The sequence below is a fragment of the Kriegella aquimaris genome (assembly GCF_900103215.1).
Lineage (GTDB): Bacteria > Bacteroidota > Bacteroidia > Flavobacteriales > Flavobacteriaceae > Kriegella > Kriegella aquimaris.
In genome coordinates, this window is the sequence record NZ_FNGV01000020.1 from 1 (window position 1) to 23871 (window position 23871).

Below are 23871 nucleotides of genomic sequence, written 5' to 3' on the forward strand. Positions count from 1 at the left end.
GCGACCGCGCTTACCGTTGCCGAGGGCACCCGTGTGGTGCTGAGCATGGTCCCCAACGGTGTCGGCCTGACGATCACGCTTCCCAATGGGAGTACGGTGGGCGACAACCATTCCCTTGGCAGGGTCGACGTCTCCGATAGCGGCACCTACCTCCTTACCACCGACGGCGGCTGCCAGACAACATTGGACCTTACCGTGGGCGATCAGGTTACCAATACACTCGAAAGCAGTAAAGAAATCGTTTCTAGCGATTACACGAAAAATAATGTTGAAAATGATATTTTGGTATTTCCGAATCCGACCACGGGAATATTACAATTGAATTTGGTTAATTATATGGGATATTCTCTACGTGTCAATGTTTTTAACAGTTCTCAACAGAACGTAATGGTGCATGAATTTGACGCAGACCATGATGCTAATGAAATTCTTGTTTTCGGGGATCATATGGCCGATGGACTGTATCGCATTGTGATTGAAGGTCCAAGAGGTACTATTGTTCAGTCGGTAATATTATCGCGCTAAGGCATTCTTTAAACTGCTGATTTTTATTAGTACTTCAAAGTTTAAAATAAAATCCGTTTCAAGGAAGATTCAAAACCTTGAAACGGATTACTTATTTATAGTTTCATCTCTTATTCATAACGACCTATTCATCGACTTTACTGGGGTAGTTTAATTCTTACGTAAATGTTAACAATTGTTAACGTTTTACTAGTTTCATCGATTATTTTTGATTTGTTTAGGTAATGGGAGTCTTTTTTGTGTTATTCATCGTACTAATAATACATTTAAACGATTTGATAATCTTTTTTGATAAAGCATAACCTCCGACTGCAGATGAAAAAAACTACGATTTTAGGGCTTTTATATTTTGTACTCATCCCTTTTTTAAGAGCGCAAGACCCCGTAACTTACGAACAGGCATTTCCCAACTTAACGTTCGAATTCCCACTCGAAATTCAAAATGCCAATGATGGCAGCAACAGATTATTCGTAGTGGAACAATCAGGAAAAATAAAGGTTTTTGACAATAATAACAATACTTCGACACAGAGTACTTTCATTGATGTAAAAAACAAAATAACTTTTTCATCAGGCCAAGAAATCGGCTTATTAGGGCTGGCTTTTCATCCAAACTATAAGCAAAATGGCTACTTTTATGTTTATCATACCAAGTATGGAAATACAGTAGATTATACGCAAGCAATAGTTGTTGCTAGATATCAAGTGAGTAGCAGTAATCCAAATCAAGCTGATGTATCTAGTAGGCTTGAGTTATTTGAATTTGAAAAGACATATAATAGTAATAATCACAATGGTGGCAAAATTGCTTTTGGTCCTGATGGATATTTATATATCGCAGTAGGCGATGGGGGCGGGTATTCCGACCCCAATAAGAATGCCCAGAATTTAGACGTGGCTTACGGAAGTATCTTGCGCATCGATGTAGATTTGAATGGAAATAATCAAAAGGCTATCAATGGTAATTATGAAATTCCAAGCGATAACCCAAGAGTAGGGAAAAGTGGGATGGACGAAATATACGCTTGGGGCCTACGGAATACTTGGAAATTTTCTTTTGACTCGCAAACTAACCGTCTTTGGGGTGCTGATGTTGGTCAAGATGCCTACGAAGAAATTAACTTAATAACCAAAGGGGGCAATTACGGTTGGAACAGGTATGAGGGTAACTCAACGGAGAGTAGTTCGACAAATCTGACAACCAGTCCTGACATCAAACCCGTTTTTCAGTATAATCATGATAATGGGGATGTATCTATTACAGGTGGATATGTTTATAGGGGGGCAAGCAATAACACGTCACTACAAGGAAAATATATTTTTGCGGACTATCTTTCCGGTAGAGTTTGGTCTTTGAATTATAATTCAGCTAATAATTCAGCAACTTCAGAATTGTTATTCAGAACTAACGGACAATACATTTCAAGTTTTGGATTGGATGAATCTGGAGAACTATATTTCAGCGGTTATGGATCCACGGCCAAGATTTTTAAAATTGTTGGAGGAAATGTTGACCCTTCTCCAGATCCCACGACAGTGGCAATTGATGGTGTCGGAGATTGGAAAGCATTTGAAAATGGTACGAATGGCATTGTCGAATCAATTGTCGTAGATGAAAATGACGTTTATGTAGCGGGTAATTTTTCAAAGGTAGGCTCACTAACAGCTAACAATATCGCACAATACAATATTAACGAGGGTTGGAAAACATTATCAACTGGTGCTAATGGAAAGGTGACGGCCTTGGCCATAGCTCCCAATGGAAATTTATATGCCGGAGGTGAGTTCACCTCTATCGGCGGTGTTTCAGCAAGCAATGTGGCGGTCTGGAATGGTTCTTCTTGGGCTTCTTTGGGTTCAGGAACCAATGGGACTGTGGCTGAAATAGTTGTGGACAATCAAAACAAGGTTTATGTTGCTGGTGGATTTGAATCTGCTGGTGGAAAGCCTGTAAAGAATATTGCACTTTGGTCCAATGGTTCATGGTCGTCTCTTGCTGATTCTGGCACGGGGGATAATGGAACCAACAATGAAATAAGGGCCTTGGCAATTGATGAGAATAATTTACTCTATGTTGGAGGGAATTTTGATGTGGCAGGAGGAAAAAGTGCTTTACGAATTGCAACTTGGAATGGTTCTAGTTGGGGTACTTTGGGAGATGGTACCAATGGATTCGTTCAGGCTATTGTGACGACACCTGACTATATTTATGCCGGAGGTAATTTTTCCATTGCTGGAGGTAAGACGGTAAACCGAGTAGCTAGATGGGCAAGGACATCACGAACCTGGGAGGCACTTGGAAACGGTGTCAGCGGAAATGTGAATACTATGGTTTATAAAGATTCTCATCTCTATGTAGGTGGAAACTTTGAGACAGCGGCCAACGACTCAAATACCAATTATATTGTTAAAAATGTTTCTTGTTGGAGCGCATCCAAAGGCTGGGAAGCCATGGGTCCCTCAAAAGATGTAGGTGTGAATAATTTGGTTAGTACTATCGTATTCTCTGGTGATGAAGAACATATTTTTACAGGTGGAAACTTCAACACGGCGGGTGAAACAACAGTTCAAAATATGGCAGTATGGGGGCAGAATTTTGACTGTTCAGATGAACGATTGAATGTTGAATATAGGCTTGATAATGGTAATTGGACGAGTGTAGGAGCTAGTCTTACGGTCGATGAAGGTACAAAATTAGAACTACGATTGTCTACAAGCGCTCAAAGCTATTTAATAGTATTGCCCAATGAAAACGGTGAAGTAGATGGTGAGCATAATCTTGAGACAGTTACAGTTGATGACGATGGGGTATATGAATTTAATACGAACTCTGGTTGTACAACGACATTTCGTCTAAATGTAATCAAAGATGATTTCTTATGTGATGACAATAGTATCATTGCAGAGTATCAGATAAATGGTGCATGGCAGAGTGGTAATGGTAGTTTACAGGTCGACCCAGGTGATAAGGTTGTACTTAGTATGCTGCCTAATGGCATAGGATTGACCATTACGCTTCCTGATGGTTCTGCCGTCGGCGATAATTATCAGTTCGGTTCGGTTAGCGAGGCCGATAGTGGCATATATGTATTTACCTCGGAACAAGGTTGTAAATCAACTTTAAATTTGGTTGTTGGTACACCCGTAGACTGTAGTGTAACCTTGATTCCTGAATATAATGTGAATGGTACTTGGCAGAGTGGCACTGAAGACCTACAGGTACAATCAGGAACCAAAATGGTATTAAGTGCAATCCCCAATAGTGCCAATGTAACCATTACCTTACCAGACGGTTCAATTGTAGGGGATAATTTCAACTTAGGAAAAGTTACGGAAGTAGATGCTGGAACTTATTTAATCACTTCTGATGAAGGATGCACTACACAATTAAACCTTAGTGTTGGTAATGGTACCATTCCAACAGACTGTGATGGTGAATTGATTCCGGAATACAACGTGAACGGCGTTTGGAAAAGTGGTGCAACTGATTTACAGGTAGAAGCTGGAGATTCAATGGTTTTGAGTATGTTGCCTAATGGAATTGGATTGACTATTACCTTGCCTGATGGTTCGACCGTCGGCGATAATTATTCGCTTCGTTCGATTACTGAAGTAGATAGTGGAATTTACATATTGACTTCCGAAGAAGGGTGTTCAAAAACGTTTAACCTTTCTGTAGCATCTGAGGTAAATGAGGAATGTACGTCATTGAATATAATTCCTGAATACCGCATTAATAACACGTGGTATAACGGAAGCAGTGAAATTACCCTAGATGTCGGAACTGGATTATTGCTTAGTATGTTGCCGAATGGCAAGCCATTGGCAATTACACTTCCCAATGGTACCGTGGTAGGAGATAATTATTACTTAGGCAAGGTGTCGGCGGCCGATAGTGGCACATATATTCTTAGTTCTGAAGGAGAATGTAGAGCGCTGACTGTAGCCGTAACGGATTTACCAAATTGTTCAACTGGTGCTACGGTTCCGGAATATTATCTAGGAAATGTTTGGTCAAGCGGTGAGAACTTATTACAAGTAGAAGAGGGTGAAGATTTGATTTTGAGCATGCAGCCCAATGGTGTTGACTTAACAATCACTTTGCCCAATGGAAATAAAGTTGGAGATAATCATGTGATTAGAAATATAACCGCTTCCGATGCAGGTGTTTATATATTGGAGCCTGCCAATGGCTGTAAAACAACAATACAACTTTTTGTGACAGCAGAGGAGAATGCAAAGGCAGTAAGTTTGCTGGCGAAAGTTGTTGATGATGGCTCCTTTGAAATTTCTGAAAGCCTTATAACGGCGTATCCTAACCCTACCGCAAACAAAGTATTTATTGAACTAGGGGAAACCAAGAGTACATCTTATGAATTAGTTATTCATGACATCAAACAACAACAGGTGTATTCAGAACAAATAGAGAACAATCAGTCTAACCGACTTGAAATAGATCTTAGCGGTTATAGTGAAGGTATCTATTTTGTTTCCATTCGTGATGAAAAAGGTGAAGTCTCTACTCAGAAAATAGTGAAAACCAGATAATTTCCACCTAATGGGTGATATATCACTAAACCCTTGCGATTGACTGTCGCAAGGGTTTTTGTTTTTTTACGACAAAGGTGGCATAACAATTGTTTAAAGTATAAGGAAAAAAAGTTGCATATGCCCCGTTGTAACTATAACAGGGGTTTTTGGCAAATGATGTTTAATTTTACAAATCGAAATTCTGTTTAAACAATGACAGAATGACCGAATATATTGATATGGGAGATTCCAAATTTTCAAATTTTGACAATATGTCTTTGCAAGGAATAGACGAGGATTCTGAATTGATTCCTTTGCTGACCGCCGAGGACGAAGAGCAAATGAACGGTGAGAGCTTACCGGAAACATTGCCGATATTACCTTTACGTAATACCGTTCTATTTCCTGGTGTCGTAATTCCGATTACCGCAGGAAGAGATAAATCTATTAGCTTGATTAAAGATGCCAATAACGGTTCAAAAGTAATTGGTGTGGTTTCCCAAAAAGATGAGGGTACCGAAAATCCGGACATTAAGGATATAAATACACTGGGCACTGTTGCGCGTATTCTTCGCGTGCTGCAAATGCCAGATGGGAATACAACGGTTATTATTCAAGGGAAAAAACGTTTCGAAATAGCCGAGGTTTTGACAAAGAAGCCATATATGACGGCAACGATTCGGGAAGCTAAAGAGCAAAGACCTAATCAGAATAGCAAAGAGTTCAAAGCTATTATTGAATCGATTAAAGAATTGGCACTACAAATAATTAAAGATAATCCGAACATACCTAGTGAAGCATCTTTTGCTATAAAGAACATTCAGAGTAATTCGTTTTTGATAAACTTTGTCTCTTCGAACCTGAATATAAATGTGAAGGAAAAGCAAGAGCTATTAGAGATATCAAATTTGAAAGAACGTGCCTTGGCCACGCTCAAGTATATGAATACCGAGCTCCAGAAATTGGAACTTAAAAACGATATTCAGTCAAAGGTGCGCAGTGATATGGATCAGCAACAGCGCGAATATTTTCTTCATCAGCAAATGAAAACAATTCAAGAAGAATTGGGCGGAGTTTCATATGATGAGGAAATTGATGAAATGCGGATCAAGGCGAAAGATAAAAAATGGGGAAAGAAAGAGAAGGAGCATTTTGAAAAAGAATTAGCCAAGATGCAACGCATGAATCCTCAAGTGGCCGAATATTCAATTCAACGAAATTATTTAGATCTTTTTTTAGACCTTCCATGGAACGAGTATTCGAATGATAAATTCGATCTTAAGAAAGCTGAAAAGATCTTAGATAGGGATCATTATGGTTTAGAAGACGTTAAGAAGAGAATTATTGAATATCTGGCGGTTCTGAAACTTCGAAACGACATGAAATCACCTATTCTTTGTTTATATGGTCCTCCAGGGGTAGGTAAAACTTCTCTGGGTAAATCAGTGGCCGAAGCACTTGGTAGGGAGTATGTACGTATGTCATTAGGCGGACTTCGCGATGAAGCGGAAATTCGTGGACATCGAAAAACCTATATAGGCGCCATGCCCGGTCGCATCATTCAAAGTATTAAGAAAGCAGGTACCTCCAATCCCGTATTTATATTGGATGAAATAGATAAGCTTTCAAATAGCCATCAAGGTGATCCCTCGTCCGCCATGTTGGAAGTACTGGATCCTGAGCAGAACGCAGAATTTCATGACAATTTTTTGGAATTGGGATATGACCTTTCAAAAGTAATGTTCATCGCAACAGCAAATAATCTTTCTACAATTCAGCCAGCGCTGAGAGATAGAATGGAAATAATAAACGTAACGGGGTATACAATTGAAGAGAAAGTGGAGATTGCAAAAAGACACTTATTGCCCAAGCAGTTGAAAGAGCATGGGTTGTCTGCAAAACATTTGAAAATCGGTAAACCACAATTGGAAAAGATTGTAGAAGGTTACACACGTGAGTCGGGCGTTCGAGGTTTGGAAAAACAAATTGCCAAAATGGTTCGCTATGCAGCGAAATCTATAGCCATTGAGGAGGAATATGATGTAAAGGTCACCAATGCCGATGTTGAGAAAGTGTTGGGCCCTGCAAGAATGGAACGCGATAAGTATGAAAATAACGAAGTGGCGGGAGTAGTAACTGGATTGGCATGGACCAGTGTTGGTGGAGATATTCTTTTTATCGAATCAATTTTGTCTAAAGGTAAAGGAGCGTTGAATATTACCGGAAACCTAGGAAAGGTGATGAAAGAATCAGCTACTATAGCCATGGAATATATCAAATCGAACGCAGATAGGTTCGGAATCGATTCCGACGTTTTTGCAAAATATAACGTTCACATTCACGTTCCGGAAGGTGCGACCCCAAAAGATGGTCCGAGTGCGGGAGTTACCATGTTGACCTCTCTGGTGTCTTTGTTCACCCAAAAAAAAGTTAAAAAGAGCCTGGCTATGACAGGCGAAATTACTTTGCGCGGAAAAGTACTTCCCGTGGGTGGTATAAAAGAAAAAATACTGGCTGCAAAGCGTGCACGAATAAAGGAAATCATATTATGTAAAGACAATGAAAGAGATATTCTTGAGATAAAACAAGATTATTTAAAGGGACTGACCTTTCATTACGTAGAAGACATGCATGAAGTAATTGACATTGCCTTGACAAATCGAAAGGTCAAAAATGCCAAAAAACTCTGATATGGTATATGTGCTATTCCTTTTACGAATAGCATGCGAACAATTTATTTCTGCTTATTTTTGACTAATGGCAAAAATCACAATAGCAATAGATGGTTATTCATCTACAGGAAAAAGCACCATAGCTAAGCAATTGGCAAAGGCTCTTGGATACGTATATGTTGATACGGGTGCAATGTATCGGGCGGTAACGCTTTTTGCAATGCGTAATGGTTTTATCGGTGGACAAAATGATAATATTGGCGCTCTTGTCAAACTGCTTCCTAGAATAAAGCTGAAGTTTGTGTATAACGAAACCTTGGGATATGCTGAGATATATCTTAATGGTGAGAACGTCGAGCGTGAAATTCGCACATTGGAAGTTTCCAAGTACGTTAGTCGAATAGCGGAAGTCGAAGAAGTGCGCCATATGTTGGTAGATATCCAAAAAGATATGGGGATGGAAAAAGGCATCGTTATGGACGGTAGGGATATCGGGACGGTGGTTTTTCCAAATGCCGAATTAAAGATTTTTATGACCGCATCGCCTGAAAAAAGGGCGTATAGGCGTTACAAGGAACTGTTGGACAAAAAGGAAGAGGTCACCTATGAAGATGTGCTGGCCAATGTTGAGAATAGAGATCGAATTGATTCAAACAGAGAGTTTTCCCCATTGAAAAGGGCTGATGACGCCATACTTTTCGATAATAGCGACATGGGGTTGAAAGAACAGTTTGAACGTATGTACAATCATGCACTTCGCATAATCGAGAAACAAAAAGACCTGTCGATTTCTTAAGAAACAACAGGTCTTTCTTTTGCAAGAAGGCTCCTTTTAGAGATTCGGAATTACCAAGACTTGATCAGGATGTATTACATCTGGGTTCTTTAAAACATTGGTATTAGCCTCAAAAATTTGCTTATATTTCATCGGGTCGCCATAATAGTGCTTGGCTATCTTACTTAAAGATTCACCACTTTTTACAGTATGTCTGGCATAAACTGAAGTGTCTCCAACGGTAATGTTAGCCTTTATATCCGAAGGGCTTTCCCCTCCGATTTCCTTTATTTTGTCCCAAATTAGGTTCTTCTCATATTGGTTTTGAGCTTCTCCCTTTACTTTTAATACACCGTTTTCCTCAGTGACATTTCCATCTTTTATACCTAATTCCTCCCCTAGATTTAAAACGGGTTGGTACTTTGCTTTAACACTCATAGTTATTTTTGTTTAATGGTTAATATTATGGGTTCAAGATAATGATTCTTAGTGTTTTTAGGGGTAAAATATATAAAATACTGGTACATAATTAAAGCTTTATAAAAATGGGTTTGCCAAACCAGTTATAAATTGTATTTTTGCACTCCTTTTTAACAAAGAATCAAGAGGAAAAAGGGAACAAACTAAAAATCATATAACATCTTCCGTGGTAATTGTTTAGCTCTTGTAACATCATGGAATACAAATTTTAGACCAGTAAAATGGCAGAAGAAAAAGACGCCGCCCAGGTAGATGAAACTACCGAAGCAGTACAAGAAGTAATTGAAACGAAAGAGAGCGCTCCCGCTCAGGATCCTCAAGAGTTTTTAGAAAGTTTTGATTGGGAGAAATACGAACAAGGTATTGAGCGTGTCGATGATTCCAAATTGGAGGAGTTCGAAAAGTTGGTGACCGAAAATTTTGTGGATACCGCAGATGAGGAAGTTGTCGAAGGTACGGTAGTATATCTTACCGATCGTGAAGCTATCATTGATATCAACGCGAAATCGGAAGGTGTAATTTCCCTTAACGAATTTCGATATAATCCAAATTTAAAGGTTGGTGACAAGGTTGAAGTTTTAATCGACATACGCGAAGATAAAAGTGGTCAATTGGTGCTTTCCCACAGAAAGGCCAGAACCATTATGGCTTGGGACCGAATTAATGGTGCCCATGACAAAGAAGAAATTGTTAGCGGTTTTGTCAAGTGCAGAACTAAAGGTGGTATGATCGTCGATGTTTTTGGAATTGAGGCTTTCTTGCCCGGTTCTCAAATCGATGTGAAGCCTATACGTGATTATGACCAATACGTTGGCAAGACTATGGAGTTCAAAGTAGTCAAGATAAACCACGAGTTTAAAAACGTTGTAGTATCGCACAAAGCATTGATTGAAGCCGATATTGAAGAACAGAAAAAAGAGATTATCAGCCAGTTGGAAAAAGGACAGGTTTTAGAAGGTGTTGTGAAAAACATTACTTCTTACGGTGTCTTTATTGACCTTGGTGGTGTTGATGGTCTTGTCCATATTACTGACCTTTCATGGAGCCGAATCAACCACCCGAACGAGGTTGTTGAGTTGGATCAGAAATTAAACGTTGTAATATTAGACTTCGACGAAAACAAATCTAGAATTCAGTTGGGTCTTAAGCAATTGGAGAAACATCCATGGGATGCTTTGAGCGACGATATCAAAATCGGCGACAAGGTGAAAGGAAAAGTGGTTGTAATTGCTGATTACGGTGCATTTATTGAGGTCGTTGAAGGCGTTGAAGGCTTGATTCACGTTTCAGAAATGTCATGGTCAACGCATTTGCGTTCGGCACAAGACTTTGTGAAAGTCGGTGATGAAGTTGAGGCTGTTGTGCTTACTTTGGATAGGGAAGATCGTAAAATGTCTCTTGGCATCAAGCAATTGACTCCGGATCCATGGACCGATATTACAACAAAATATCCTGTAGGATCTAAACACAAAGGTATCATTCGAAACTTTACCAATTTTGGCGTTTTTGTTGAATTGGAAGAGGGTATCGATGGTTTGATTTATATTTCTGATCTATCTTGGACCAAGAAAATAAAACATCCTTCAGAATTTGTTAATGTAGGAGATACCATTGAAGTGGAAGTATTGGAATTGGATGTTGAAGGTCGCAAATTAAGTTTGGGCCACAAGCAGACTACCGAAAATCCATGGGATAAATACGAGCAAGAATTTGCCGTTGATACAGTACATAAAGCTGCGTTGACAGAGATTGTTGACAAAGGGGCCGTAATTGAGTTTAACGACGATATTACTGCATTTGTACCACAGCGTCATATGGAAAAAGAAGACGGTAAAAAATTGGGCAAGGGCGAAGAAGTCGAATTCAAGATCATTGAATTCAACAAAGACTTTAAGCGTGTTGTAGCAAGTCATACCGCTATCTTTAGGGAAGAAGAGCAACGAAACGTAAAAGCAGCCAAGAAGAGGGCCGCTACTACTAACGAAGAGGCTAAAACGACCCTTGGCGATGCTAATGAGCAATTACAAGCATTGAAAGATAAAATGGAAGCAGAGAAAAAGAAATAATCATTCTTTTTAGCTATAATTTAAGAGCCCTGGCGTTTTCGCTAGGGCTCTTTTTGTTTCATCTTAGCGGTACATTATTTGAAGAGAATTCCCTACTTTTGTACCTCCACAGCGTTGATGATCTACTACATGAGTCAAAAAGTCTTACTGTCTTCAAAGGAAATAAACATCATACTTCACCGTTTGGCCTGTCAACTCCTTGAGAACCACTTGGATTTCTCCAATACGGTGCTCATTGGCATACAGCCAAGAGGTATTTTTTTGGCGGAGCGATTGACAAAAATTTTAAAAGAAGAATATGGTGTCAAACATATTGACCTCGGTTTCTTGGATATTACTTTTTACCGTGACGATTTTCGAAGGGGCGATAAAACCTTGGAAGCGAACAAGACTAAAATTGATTTCTTGGTAGAGGATAAGAACGTAGTCTTTGTAGATGATGTTCTGTATACTGGGCGAAGTATACGCGCAGCATTGACAGCCATACAATCTTTTGGTAGACCTGCAGAAATAGAATTGCTAACTCTCATAGACCGTCGTTTTAGCCGGCATTTACCAATACAGCCGAATTACAGGGGCCGACAGGTCGATGCCATAAATGATGAGAAAGTAAAAGTGATGTGGAAAGAGAATGATGGGGAAGACGTAATATATTTGATAAATACATAAGAAATGAGCGAACTGAGTGTAAAACACTTGTTGGGAATTAAATATCTGAACAAAAAAGATATTCAACTCATTTTTGAAACTGCCGACCATTTTAAAGAAGTTATCAATCGGTCTATAAAAAAGGTTCCTTCTTTACGCGATATTACCATTGCCAATATCTTTTTTGAAAACAGTACCCGAACGAAATTATCATTTGAATTGGCCGAAAAGAGGTTATCTGCCGATGTCATAAATTTTTCTGCGGGTCAATCTTCCGTAAAAAAAGGGGAGACGCTTATAGACACTGTGAACAATATACTTTCGATGAAGGTTGATATGGTGGTCATGCGCCACCCTAACCCAGGGGCAGGTATATTTTTGTCAAAACATGTGAAAGCAGCCATTGTAAATGCCGGTGATGGTGCCCATGAGCATCCAACCCAAGCATTGCTTGATTCTTATTCCATTCGTGAAAGGTTAGGCGATGTAGGAGGTAAGAATGTAGTTATTGTTGGTGATATCTTACACTCAAGGGTGGCCTTGTCCAATATTTTTGCACTAAAACTTCAGGGTGCCAATGTCAAAGTATGCGGACCTAAGACGTTATTACCGAAATATATAGAATCTTTAGGGGTAGGGGTCGAGACAGATTTGAGAAAAGCTTTAAATTGGTGCGATGTTGCCAATATGTTGCGCATACAGAATGAACGTTTAGATATCAGCTATTTTCCTACTACGCGTGAATACACCCAACAGTTCGGTGTGAATAAAGCGATGCTCGATGGATTGGACAAGGAAATTGTAATTATGCATCCCGGGCCTATCAATAGGGGGGTTGAGATAACCAGCGATGTAGCCGACTCAAAACAATCAATCATATTAAATCAAGTAGAAAATGGCGTTGCCATTCGAATGGCTGTGATTTATTTATTAGCTTCAAAGATAAAATAAGAAGATATGATTTTCGATAAAGACGGAACCACCACTTTGGTTTTTCAAGAAAACATTTCATTACCGAAATTTCTGGAAAATTTACAGGACTCCTATTCAAAGATTAAAAATGACAATATTATTGTAAATCTTTTTTCCTTTACAAAACTTACGGCAGGCGACGTATTGGAATTTTTAGATTTTTCCAATACCCATAGAAAGGCGAAGAAATCATTTGTTTTGGTTACGGATCGAGTTTCATTCGATGAAGTGCCCGATGAAATCTGCGTAGTGCCTACAATTCAAGAAGCTAGAGATCTTATTGAGATGGAAGAGATAGAAAGAGATCTCGACCTATGAAGAACTACCATTTGGCCCAAGTGAACATAGCACGATTATTAGCTCCGATTGATAGTCCTGTTTTGCTGGATTTTGTCAATAACTTAGATAGAATTAATGAGCTTGCGGAACAAAGCCAGGGATTTATTTGGCGATTAAAGGGTGACGACAATAATGCTACTGCCTTGCGGATTTTTGAAGATGATTTCCTTATTGTCAATATGTCGGTCTGGGAATCCAAGGATGCATTATTTGGGTTTACATATAGTTCCGATCATGTTGAAATCTTAAAACGAAAGAAGGAATGGTTTCATAAAATGTCGGATATGCATATGGCACTCTGGTATGTCGAAGCGGGGCATGAACCTTCTGCTGATGAGGCCAAAGAGCGTTTAAAATACCTCAATGAAGTGGGTGAGAGCCCATATGCCTTTACATTTAAAAGTAAATACTCCATTGCTGATGCACATGATTATGAAGCGCGAAACTAAGAATTTAAAATAATGAAAATCAGTATCTTAGGGTGTTATGCGGCAACTCCACGTACATTGACCAATCCCACTTCTCAAGTACTTGAAATAAAGGACCATCTTTTTTTAATTGATTGCGGAGAAGGTACCCAAGTGCAACTCCGTAAGAATAAAATTAAATTTTCACGAATTAACCATATTTTTATTTCGCACCTACATGGGGATCATTTTTTTGGTTTACCGGGGCTAGTTTCGACATTTCGTTTGCTGGGAAGGGATAAAGAAATGCATATCTACGGACCAAAAGGAATTAAGGAAGCTATCACGCTTTTGCTGAAACTTGGTGATTCATGGACCAATTATCCGCTTGTTTTTCACGAGCTTACAGCAATGGTTCCTGAACTTATTTACGAAGACGATAAGGTGACGGTAGAGACCATTCCTTTGAACCATAGGGTATATACCAACGGATTTCTTTTTAAAGAGAAAGTGGCCGAGCGCAAATTGAACATTGAGGCTGTCGCTAAATACAAAATTGATAAAGCATATTTTCAGAATATAAAAAATGGAAAAGATATTGTGCTCGACGATGGTTTAATAATACCAAATGTAGAATTGACCTTTGATCCTGTAAAACCGAAGAGCTATGCCTTTTGTAGTGATACAAGCTATAAACCTGACATCGTTCCGCAAATAAAGAATGTTGATGTGCTATACCATGAATCTACATTTCTAAATTCTGAAATGCATTTGGTTGCAAAGACAAAGCATTCGACGGCCAAGGAGGCTGCTTTGATTGCAAAGACTGCCAACGTGGGTACTTTGATTCTGGGTCATTACTCTACTCGATATAAATCCATCGAGCTCTTTAAAGATGAGGCTATGAAAGTATATGCAAATGTGGAGTTGGCAGATGATGGTAAAGTTTTTGAGTTATAATCCGGTAATCGAAGCAACTTCCTCGCATTTCTACATCTTATTGTAAAATGAAATATGGAGGCGAAAATTTTTTTTGTAGTTCTGACTTGTATTGTCTTGCTATATTCCTGTGAAAAAATTATCGATGTCGATTATCAAGAAGAAGACCTAACAGGGGAGTGGCGGCATACCGATATCATTCCCAGCGGGCCTTATGAAATTGGTTATAAATATTTCGATGTGGTCAGTACAATAAGCTTTGAGACCGATGCCAAATACGCTTTAGAAATTGACTATTATGGTTTTAAGGATGAAAATCCAAATGAAATTATAGGTTCTTCGAAGACATTGGGTAATTATCAGGTTCGAGCAGACAGCGTGTTTATAAAAAGTCTACAGAATACGTCTTGGGAAAAAGAATTTAATCCGGAACCGTATACGGTGCTTTACGAAGATGCTAAAAGTTCTGGAAGCAGATTTGAAATAAATGATAATATACTCACCTTATACTATATTTCCTATCCTGCAGATGCTCCTGTACAAACACAAATGAGTTACGAGCGGGTAGATTGATTTTTGTTTCTATTCCTTTTTTTATTGATTAATATAAGACCCCAAACGTTTTTAAAACCTTTGGGGTCTTATAATTTTTGCAGAACTTTACACTCCGATTATGGGTAAATAAAAGACATGCAAAAAGATTTAGGTGATTACAGAAAATCGTATGAGAAGAGTGCCTTGATGGAAGATGCTATTTCCGACAACCCTATGGAAGTCTTTCAAAAATGGTTTTATGAAACGGAAGCATCTGAAGTGGTAGAAGAGCCCAATGCGATGACCGTTTCGACCATTGGGCTCGATGGCTTTCCGAAAAGTAGGGTAGTACTATTAAAAAAGTTTACCTATGAAGGATTCATTTTCTATACCAACTACAAGAGCGAGAAGGGAAAAGCGATTGCCAACAACCCTAACGTCTGTATTTCTTTTTTTTGGCCAAATATGGAGCGGCAGGTCATCGTTAAGGGAAAGGCCGAAAAGATAGCTGAAAATTTGTCCGACGGTTATTTTGAATCTCGGCCGGATGGAAGCAAATTGGGCGCAATCGTTTCTGAGCAGAGTATGGTGATCGACTCACGGGAGTCTTTGGAGGAGAACTTGAAAGAGCTTGAAAAGAAATACGAAGGCAAAGAAATCGAAAGGCCCGATTATTGGGGCGGTTATATCGTAAAACCTGTGTCTATTGAGTTTTGGCAAGGTAGGCCGAATCGGCTGCACGACCGCATACGTTTTACTTTACAAGAAGACTTCGATTGGAAGATGGAGCGGTTGGCTCCTTGAAAGCAAGAGGTTACACCTTTAAATATATTTCTGAATGTTTATATCTCGTTTTTTGTTTTTGGGCCAAAAGAACCCGAAATTCATAGCTATTGGAAACTGATTGTTTAACATTAAATTTTGGTTAAATGAAAACACTGATTTTGGTTCGACATGGTAAATCTTCATGGGAGTATTCTGTCAATGACATAGATCGACCTTTGCAGGAAAGAGGTATAAATGATGCGCTTTTGGTTAGTTCATCCTTTAAATCCCAAAATTTAAAAATTGATGCAGTTTATTCGAGTCCGGCAAATAGGGCATTGCACACGAGTATGATATTTTTAAGGGAATTGAACTTTAATTTAGATAGTTTTCAAGCTACCAAATGGTTATACGATTTTTCAGGTGATTATGTATTGCAGTTCATCAAAGAACTGGATAATGACCTTGATACCGTAATGATTTTCGGACATAATCATGCCTTTACCCATATTGCCAATTCTTTAGGAAATACCTATATTGACAACGTTCCTACTACCGGATTGGTAGAGTTGGAATTCACCACGGACGATTGGACCATGGTCACCAAAGGAATTACAAAACAAACTATTTTTCCAAAACATTTAAGAGGATGATAAAAACCAAAAATCAATATGTAAATCGAGAAATTAGTTGGTTGTGGTTCAATGAAAGAGTATTACAAGAAAGTGCAGATAAGAATGTTCCCCTAATAGAGCGCCTCCGGTTTTTGGGTATATTTTCTAATAATTTAGATGAATTTTTTAAAGTACGCTATGCCACTGTAAAACGTATTGTTGAAGCTGGTAAAACGGGGAAAAGCGTTTTGGGGGGCGAGAAGGCCAAAGATATTCTTGCTGAAATCACTCAAATTGTTATCAAGCAGCAAAGTGAGAGTGTACGGGTCTTAAGAACGATAGAAAAAGAACTGGAGGCTCAGAATATTTTTATCATCGACGAGACCGAAATAGCTCCTTCACAAGAAGAATTTCTAAAAAAGTATTTTTTGGAAAATGTGAGTCCGGTTTTGATGACAATCATACTGAACGATTTGACCGAGTTTCCTGTTTTAAAGGATACGGCAGCATATTTGGCAGTGAAAATGGTGATGACAAATGGTGATATTGAAAATGGCAAAGGCACTAATAATATTCGCTATGCATTAATCGAAATTCCCAAGGGCATTGGTCGTTTTATCGAGCTTCCCAAGGAGGGGGACAAAAACTATATCATTATTTTAGATGATTTGATCCGTTATTGCCTGAGAAACATATTTAATATGTTTTCTTATGAATCGATATCCGCGCATATGATAAAGATAACGCGTGATGCCGAGCTCGATATGGACAATGATTTGAGCAAGAGCTTCATTGAAAAAATTTCTTCAAGTGTCGAACATCGCAAGATAAGCGACCCGGTTCGATTTGTATATGATAAGAATATTGCAAAAGATACGCTTCGCTTTCTAAAAGATAAAATGGATATAGAGGATACCGACAGTGTAATTCCCGGCGGCAGGTATCACAACAGAAGGGATTATATGGGCTTTCCTAGTTTAGGAAGGCAAGATTTGCTGTATGATAGGATTAAACCGCTGTCGATAGTTGGCTTGAGTATGGAGGGGAGTCTTTTTGAGCGAATTGCTAAAAAAGACTATTTACAATATACCCCGTACCAAACATTTTCGTACGTCATAAGATTCTTAAGGGAAGCGGCTCTTGATCCCAAGGTAAGGAGCATAAAGATAACCGTATATCGTTTGGCCAATGATTCCCAGGTTGCTGCATGTCTTGTTAATGCCGTTAAAAACGGAAAACATGTAACCGTACAAATCGAACTGCAGGCACGTTTTGACGAGCAGGCTAATATTGAGTACGCCGAACAATTGCAGGCAGAGGGTGTTAAACTGATTTTCGGCGTTCCCGGGTTGAAAGTACATAGCAAAATATGTGTAATCGAACGGGAAGAGCATGACCAAATAAAGCGGTATGGTTTTGTAAGCACAGGTAATTTTAACGAGTCTACTGCACGTATTTATACCGATTATACGCTATTTACGGCCCATGATGAGATACTAAAAGAATTGAACAAGGTTTTTGATTTCTTCGAAACTACCTATAAAATTAATAAATATAAGCACTTAATTGTTTCTCCTCATTATACTAAAAGTGTTTTTAAAAATCTTATTGATCGAGAAATCGAAAATGCCAAAAGGGGCAAGGAAGCCTATATAAAAATAAAGATGAACAGCTTTACTTCCTATAAGATGGTTGATAAATTATATGAAGCAAGCAATGCGGGCGTAAAGATTCAACTGATTATTAGAGGAATTTGTTGTTTGGTTCCCGGGGTAGAGGGAATGAGTGAGAATATTGAGGCTATTAGCGTAGTGGATAAGTTCTTGGAGCACCCACGCGTCTTTATTTTTGCAAATGAAGGAAATCCGAAAATATATATTTCTTCGGCTGATTGGATGACAAGAAACCTGGATTATCGTGTAGAGGTGGGCTGCCCTATTTATGATAAGGATATAAAACAAGAACTCATAGACACTTTTGAAATTTCATGGAATGATAATGTGAAGGCAAGGGTTTTTTCTGAAAAACAGGACAATGCCTATAGAAAAAATAACAAGGAAAAGGTTCGTTCACAATTTGCCACCTACGATTATTATTTAAAGAAACAAAAAGCATAACATGTCATCCCTAAAGGTTCGAAAATTTGCGGCAATCGATATAGGTTCAAACGCCATAAGGTTATTGACCCATAATGTTATCGAAGAAAAGGGTAAAATAACCCGTTTTCGCAAAAGCGCCCTTATTCGGGTGCCTGTTAGGTTGGGTGAAGATTCTTTTACCGTAGGTGAAATTTCAGAGAATAACGTTGAGCGCATGGTAAATACCATGAAAGCCTTTAAGTTGCTTATGAATGTCCATGGTGTTGAGAAGTATATGGCATGTGCCACCTCGGCGATGCGGGAAGCCAATAACGGCATCGAGGTCATCGAAAAAATCGAAAAAGAGTCTGGTGTTAAAATAGAATTGATCGACGGCAAAAGAGAGGCGGCTATAATAGCATCCACCGATTTAAAGCAATTGATTCAGAAAGACCAATCGTATTTATATATCGATGTTGGTGGAGGAAGTACGGAATTCACTATTTTTTCCGGCGAAAAAATAAAAACATCGAAATCGTTTAAATTAGGAACCGTTCGTTTGATTAATAATTTGGTCGGGGAAGGTACATGGAAGAAACTAGAGGAATGGATAAAGGAGAACGTGAAGGATATTCCAAAGTTATCGATTATTGGATCGGGAGGAAATATTAACAAACTTCATAAGATGTCGGGTAGAAAAGAAGGGGAGCCTCTTTCGTATGTTTGGTTAAATGCTCAATTTCGATTTTTAGAAAGTTTGAGCTATGATGAACGAATTTCTGAGCTAGGCCTTAATCCAGATAGGGCCGATGTAATTATCCCTGCCGCCCGAATTTTTTTATCTGCGGCCAAATGGAGCGGAGCGAAAAAGATTCATGTTCCTAAAATCGGACTTTCCGATGGCATCATAAAGACCCTCTATTATATGGAGAAGTAGCTTTTGTCAAAAACAGTAGCTGCTACTTGTCACCCGTGTATGCTTTCCGTCTTCCCTAAATTTTTCATTATTTCAGCTTCATAATCAAGAAGGCTTTGCCATTTTTTGTCTACTTCCTCCCGATTTCCATATTTTCGGGCGAACGTCAAGAACATGACGTAATGCGTGGCTTCACTCACCATGAGTTTATGATAAAAATCGGCCAATGACTTGTCTTTGAGTTGCTCCGACAACAACCGGAAACGTTCACAACTTCTAGCCTCGATTAGCGCAGCATATAATAAACGATGTGTCAATTGCGTGGTTCTGCTACCACCTTTCGGAAAAAATTTCAATAATTGCAGCACATATTCGTCTTTCCGGTCACGCCCTAATGTTTGACCTCTGGCTATAATCAAATCATGCACCATCTTGAAATGGGCCATTTCCTCCCGCGAAAGAGCAATCATTTCTTCAACTAAATCTGTGTATTCCGGAAAGCTGATAATCAATGATATAGCCGTGCTTGCCGCTTTTTGTTCGCAGTATGCATGGTCCGTCAAAATTTCATCTATATTCTTTTCGACAATGTTCACCCATCTCGGGTCTGTTGGTAGTTTTAACCCTAGCATCATTTGTTATCTTTAGCAGCAAAAGTAGAAATAATGTCCTTAAGTTGCGAACACTGGTTTTTAGGGCGGCTATTTTTACTAGATTGGTTATCTTTGAGTGTTAATTTTAGGTGATTCGGGAGATTTTGATTTCTCTTTATTGAAATAGGCAATCGTATGCAGGCAGGTAGTATTGAACAACAATTGAGAAGGATTATTGAATCTAATGTTGAAGAAGAAAATTACAATTGGTTAGAAGGAAAAATAAATGCCATTATAGAAAATAAGTCGACCAAAGACTTATTTATGACATACAGTCTGATCGCTTCTAAAATAAAATTGAAACATGATTTGAATACGGCTATGGTCTCTGATGACCTTAGTAGTTATTTAGAAATTCAGAAAGCCGATTTACGAGAATTGAGTAGACTTTATTTGTTAACAAAGGTTACCAATTCGGATACTGAATTTTTTACGCCAAAAGTTGCCAACATCATTCAGGTGGCCGACACGGGAGAACTAACGACATTTCTCAAATTTTTGATATTATTGCCCCATTGTGAAAAATATAAATCGGTCGCTGTCGATGCATTGCGCACCAATATCGCTACGGTTTTCGATGCTATCGCTCTTAATAACCCATATCCCGGAAAATATTTTGATGATAATCAATGGAACCAGATGTACTTAAAGGCTGCTTTTATGCCACGTGATTTAAGTCAGATATTGGATGTTGATAAAAGAGCCAACAGTGAATTGGCTCGAATTATTTCAGATTATGCCCATGAACGCTGGGCGGCATCCCGAGAAGTGAACCCTTATTTTTGGAGACCAGTGGGTGAATTTTTGAATGATAAACTTTTAAAGGATATGGAACGGTTGTTTTTGAGTACGGATTTATTCGAAAATAGGGCGGCAGCATTATGCTGTCATCGTTCGGATAATCCCAAGGCAAAATCCTTGTTAAACGCCCACTTAGAATTAAAAGAACAAATTGAAAATAATTCCCTTAACTGGGAAACCTTAAAAGATTGAAGATGGATGACAAAATGATGTTTATTGACCCACACGTGCATATGACATCACGAACTACTGATGATTATCAAGCTATGGCGCAAGCAGGTGTCGTTGCCATTATTGAACCTTCTTTTTGGTTGGGCCAACCCCGAACCCAAGTGGGGTCGTTTCAAGATTATTATAGTAGTTTGGTGGGATGGGAGCCTTTTAGGGCCAAACAATTCGGTATCCAGCATTACTGTACTATTGGTCTAAATTCAAAAGAGGCCAACAATGAAGCGCTAGCTGAACAAGTAATGGAGCTTTTACCGTTGTACTTTCACAAAGAAAATGTGGTCGCCGTTGGGGAAATCGGTTATGATGACCAAACGCCGGCAGAAGACAAATATTTTCGCATACAATTGGAAATGGCCAAGGAGTTGAATATGGTCGTACAGATTCATACCCCTCATCGAGATAAGAAATCAGGAACCATAAGAAGTATGGAAGTATGCCTTGAGCACGGGTTAGATCCTTCTATGGTAATTGTTGACCATAACAATGAAGAAACGGTCAAAGATGTTCTTGATCGTGGATTTTGGGCAGCTTTCACTATTTATCCCAAAACAAAAATGGGAAATGAACGCATGGTTGCGGTTGTCAAACAATACGGGAGCAAAAATATAATCGTTGATAGCTCTGCAGATTGGGGGGTCAGCGATCCACTTGCCGTACCGAAAACGGCATCTTTGATGTTGCGTTCCGGAGTATCTAAGGCCGATGTGGTTAAGACGACCTATCAAAATGCACTTGATGCTTTTGGGAAGAACGGAAAAATGAAAGAGTCCGATTGGCTGCAGGCGGAAGGCATCAATCAAACGCAATTATTTAATGACAACAGTGTGCTAAGAGGGCAACAACCTCGTGTTGATGATGATTTGATTAAATAATGAGTTCTTCTTTTCTTGGTTACATTCGATTAATGCGACCGGCCAACTTGCCCACTGCGGCTGCCGATGTGTTGGCGGGAATGGCAATTGCCGGACTTTATTCAAAATGGAGCAATCATAGTTTCAATTATACAGATGGGCTGTGGCTCGTAACGGCATCAATCCTCTTGTATGCCGGAGGTGTCGTTTTAAATGATGTCTTTGATTATAAATTGGATAAAATTGAACGCCCGGAACGTCCTATTCCCAGTGGCGTAGTATCGTTGGTAAATGCTGCCGTGTTTGGAGGGGGGTTATTGGTGATAGGAGTAGTTTGCGCTCTAATGGTCAATAATCTTGCGGGTGTTTCAGCGCTGCTTTTGGCCCTAGCGATTTTGCTGTACGATTCCTTTTCAAAGAAATATGGTATTCTTGGTCCGCTGAACATGGGTGTCTGTCGAGGTTTGAATCTTTTGCTGGGAATGTCTGTTTTTGGAGTTTTAGAACATTGGTACTATGCACCGGTTCCAGTCGTTTATATCGCCGCCATTACTTTGATAAGTAGGGGAGAAGTACATGGAGATAACAAAAAACATATTGTGTTTGCAGGTATATTATACGCACTAGTGATTGTGGCAGTTTTGGCTTTATTTGTCCGGGGCAAAGAAAATGTCCTTCAGGCCGTACCCTTTCTCATTTTATTTGCGATTATGATTTATCGCCCTTTAATTGGGGCTTTTAAAGAGAATTCTCCCAAGAACATAAAGAAGGCCGTCATTGGAGGAGTGTTATCTTTGATTTTATTGGATGCATCTCTCGCTGTCGCATTTTCGCAATGGTGGTTTGCCTTGCCCATAATCTTATTATTACCTTTGTCTATCTGGCTTTCAAAATTATTTGCAGTTACATGAATAAAACCCCGATTTCGCAATCTTTTGCGGTTAAATACGAGTACAAACTCTATTTTACCGATAATCTTTTTTCTCTTGATAATCCATTGTTCAGAACGGTTGTAGAACAGTTCAAAAATAAGGGACCCGTAAAATTACTATTTGTAATCGATGAAGGAGTACACAAAAACCATTTTGGTTTAACACAAGAAATAGAAAGTTATTGTGGTGCATTTTCCGATTCTCTTCAGTATACCGAAAAGTTGATAGTCCCTGGGGGTGAGGAGAGTAAGAACGACCATATTCACGTAGAAAGGATATTAAAGGCAATAAACGCTGAGCGAATTTGCCGGCACTCTTTTGTAGTGGCTATTGGTGGCGGAGCGGTTGTAGATATGGCGGGCTATGCTACCGCTATAGCTCATCGGGGTGTTAAGCTGATTCGTGTTCCGACCACAGTGTTATCTCAGAATGACGCTGCTGTTGGAGTAAAAAACAGTATCAATATTTTTGGGAAGAAAAACTTTTTAGGCACTTTCGCGCCACCTCAGGCTATCATTAACGATGGTAATTTTTTAAAGACTTTGCAACAACGCGATTGGATTGCCGGTATCGCCGAAGGAATCAAGGTCGCCTTGATAAAAGATGCTCATTTTTTCGATTATATAAAACAAAATGCCAAAAAATTGGCGAGTAGGGATGATGAATCGATGCATTATTTGATTTATAGGTGTGCCGAAATGCATATGCATCATATCGCCACTGGGGGTGATCCTTTTGAGAGCGGCTCTTCTCGGCCATTGGATTTTGGCCATTGGGCCGCCCATAAATTGGAACACATGACCAATTACCGACTGCGCCATGGTGAGGCAGTCGCTATAGGCATGGCTTTAGATCTCACTTATGCCAAAAATATAGGACTTATTGATGCGAACACCTTGACATCAATTTTAGAGGTAATGGATAACGTTGGGTTCGATTTGACAATTCCGCTAGATAATGATATGGAAACAGAAGAACTACTTAAAGGTATTCAAGAATTCCGGGAACATCTAGGCGGGGAACTGACAATTACTTTAATATCGGAAATAGGAAAAAAGGTCGATGTACACGAAATTGATATGGACAAAATGCGGTCGGCTATTTTTGAGCTGAACGAACGCGCCAAACTTAAATTAGTCTAAC

General features: G+C 39.1%; 21 protein-coding genes. 19 read left to right on the forward strand and 2 right to left on the reverse strand.

The window, feature by feature from the left end:
• The 4 genes from BLS33_RS24990 to cmk all read left to right on the forward strand — a co-directional run.
• The coding region (locus BLS33_RS24990) for a T9SS type A sorting domain-containing protein (protein WP_176801490.1) at nucleotides 1–525 on the forward strand (525 nt) is incomplete at its 5' end.
• Between the two features lie 315 nt (nucleotides 526–840).
• Nucleotides 841–5073 carry a PQQ-dependent sugar dehydrogenase gene (locus BLS33_RS23010; protein WP_089895413.1) on the forward strand — a complete coding sequence of 1411 codons (4233 nt, stop codon included), beginning with the start codon at nucleotides 841–843 and terminating at the stop codon, nucleotides 5071–5073.
• Between the two features lie 221 nt (nucleotides 5074–5294).
• Complete coding sequence (gene lon / locus BLS33_RS23015) at nucleotides 5295–7745, forward strand: endopeptidase La (RefSeq protein WP_089895519.1); 2451 nt, start codon at nucleotides 5295–5297, stop codon at nucleotides 7743–7745.
• A 67-nt stretch (nucleotides 7746–7812) separates the two neighbouring features.
• Nucleotides 7813–8523 (forward strand): (d)CMP kinase, encoded by a 711-nt coding sequence (cmk, locus tag BLS33_RS23020; RefSeq protein ID WP_089895415.1) that lies wholly within the window; start codon nucleotides 7813–7815, stop codon nucleotides 8521–8523.
• A gap of 36 nt (nucleotides 8524–8559) precedes the next feature.
• Here the strand turns inward: cmk and BLS33_RS23025 are convergent, their stop codons facing one another.
• The gene (locus BLS33_RS23025; protein ID WP_089895416.1) at nucleotides 8560–8940 is read right to left on the reverse strand and encodes a LysM peptidoglycan-binding domain-containing protein; all 381 of its coding nucleotides are present in this window, start codon (nucleotides 8938–8940) and stop codon (nucleotides 8560–8562) included.
• A gap of 263 nt (nucleotides 8941–9203) precedes the next feature.
• Between BLS33_RS23025 and rpsA the strand changes: the two genes are divergently transcribed.
• The 11 genes from rpsA to BLS33_RS23080 all read left to right on the forward strand — a co-directional run bounded on the left by rpsA (nucleotide 9204) and on the right by BLS33_RS23080 (nucleotide 19281).
• Nucleotides 9204–11048, forward strand: a complete 1845-nt coding sequence (rpsA, locus tag BLS33_RS23030; RefSeq protein WP_089895418.1) for a 30S ribosomal protein S1 — start codon at nucleotides 9204–9206, stop codon at nucleotides 11046–11048.
• Nucleotides 11049–11177: 129 nt separating this feature from the next.
• Nucleotides 11178–11717, forward strand: a complete 540-nt coding sequence (gene pyrR / locus BLS33_RS23035; RefSeq protein WP_089895419.1) for a bifunctional pyr operon transcriptional regulator/uracil phosphoribosyltransferase PyrR — start codon at nucleotides 11178–11180, stop codon at nucleotides 11715–11717.
• Nucleotides 11718–11720: 3 nt separating this feature from the next.
• Nucleotides 11721–12647, forward strand: a complete 927-nt coding sequence (locus tag BLS33_RS23040) for an aspartate carbamoyltransferase catalytic subunit (RefSeq protein WP_089895421.1) — start codon at nucleotides 11721–11723, stop codon at nucleotides 12645–12647.
• Between the two features lie 6 nt (nucleotides 12648–12653).
• Nucleotides 12654–12986, forward strand: coding sequence for a ribonuclease Z (locus tag BLS33_RS23045; protein ID WP_089895423.1), 333 nt, complete (start codon nucleotides 12654–12656; stop codon nucleotides 12984–12986).
• Nucleotides 12983–13456 (forward strand): DUF3291 domain-containing protein, encoded by a 474-nt coding sequence (locus BLS33_RS23050; RefSeq protein ID WP_089895425.1) that lies wholly within the window; start codon nucleotides 12983–12985, stop codon nucleotides 13454–13456. The genes BLS33_RS23045 and BLS33_RS23050 overlap by 4 nt, the downstream gene beginning before the upstream one ends.
• Before the next feature lie 12 nt (nucleotides 13457–13468).
• The gene (locus tag BLS33_RS23055) at nucleotides 13469–14374 is read left to right on the forward strand and encodes a ribonuclease Z (protein ID WP_089895427.1); all 906 of its coding nucleotides are present in this window, start codon (nucleotides 13469–13471) and stop codon (nucleotides 14372–14374) included.
• Nucleotides 14375–14428: 54 nt separating this feature from the next.
• Complete coding sequence (locus BLS33_RS23060) at nucleotides 14429–14926, forward strand: hypothetical protein (RefSeq protein ID WP_089895429.1); 498 nt, start codon at nucleotides 14429–14431, stop codon at nucleotides 14924–14926.
• A 117-nt stretch (nucleotides 14927–15043) separates the two neighbouring features.
• Nucleotides 15044–15691: a pyridoxamine 5'-phosphate oxidase gene (pdxH, locus tag BLS33_RS23065; RefSeq protein ID WP_089895431.1), complete on the forward strand. Its 648-nt coding sequence runs from the start codon at nucleotides 15044–15046 to the stop codon at nucleotides 15689–15691.
• 125 nt (nucleotides 15692–15816) lie between these two features.
• The gene (locus BLS33_RS23070) at nucleotides 15817–16305 is read left to right on the forward strand and encodes a SixA phosphatase family protein (RefSeq protein WP_089895433.1); all 489 of its coding nucleotides are present in this window, start codon (nucleotides 15817–15819) and stop codon (nucleotides 16303–16305) included.
• Nucleotides 16302–18383 carry a polyphosphate kinase 1 gene (gene ppk1 / locus BLS33_RS23075; protein WP_089895435.1) on the forward strand — a complete coding sequence of 694 codons (2082 nt, stop codon included), beginning with the start codon at nucleotides 16302–16304 and terminating at the stop codon, nucleotides 18381–18383. Before BLS33_RS23070 ends, ppk1 begins: the two co-directional genes overlap by 4 nt.
• A gap of 1 nt (nucleotide 18384) precedes the next feature.
• Complete coding sequence (locus BLS33_RS23080) at nucleotides 18385–19281, forward strand: Ppx/GppA phosphatase family protein (protein ID WP_089895437.1); 897 nt, start codon at nucleotides 18385–18387, stop codon at nucleotides 19279–19281.
• A 29-nt stretch (nucleotides 19282–19310) separates the two neighbouring features.
• Here BLS33_RS23080 and miaE read toward each other — a convergent pair whose 3' ends face one another.
• A complete protein-coding gene (gene miaE, locus BLS33_RS23085) occupies nucleotides 19311–19892 on the reverse strand; it encodes a MiaE family protein (protein WP_089895521.1) in 582 nt (193 codons plus the stop codon).
• 156 nt (nucleotides 19893–20048) lie between these two features.
• Between miaE and BLS33_RS23090 the strand changes: the two genes are divergently transcribed.
• The 4 genes from BLS33_RS23090 to BLS33_RS23105 are packed head-to-tail and all read left to right on the forward strand — an operon-like array spanning nucleotide 20049 to nucleotide 23870.
• On the forward strand, nucleotides 20049–20906 hold the full coding sequence (locus BLS33_RS23090) for an EboA domain-containing protein (protein WP_089895440.1): 858 nt from the start codon (nucleotides 20049–20051) through the stop codon (nucleotides 20904–20906).
• A gap of 2 nt (nucleotides 20907–20908) precedes the next feature.
• Nucleotides 20909–21817 (forward strand): TatD family hydrolase, encoded by a 909-nt coding sequence (locus BLS33_RS23095; protein WP_089895442.1) that lies wholly within the window; start codon nucleotides 20909–20911, stop codon nucleotides 21815–21817.
• Complete coding sequence (gene eboC / locus BLS33_RS23100) at nucleotides 21817–22707, forward strand: UbiA-like protein EboC (protein ID WP_089895444.1); 891 nt, start codon at nucleotides 21817–21819, stop codon at nucleotides 22705–22707. The genes BLS33_RS23095 and eboC overlap by 1 nt, the downstream gene beginning before the upstream one ends.
• Nucleotides 22704–23870: a 3-dehydroquinate synthase gene (locus BLS33_RS23105; protein ID WP_089895447.1), complete on the forward strand. Its 1167-nt coding sequence runs from the start codon at nucleotides 22704–22706 to the stop codon at nucleotides 23868–23870. Before eboC ends, BLS33_RS23105 begins: the two co-directional genes overlap by 4 nt.
• Nucleotide 23871: the final 1 nt, after the last annotated feature.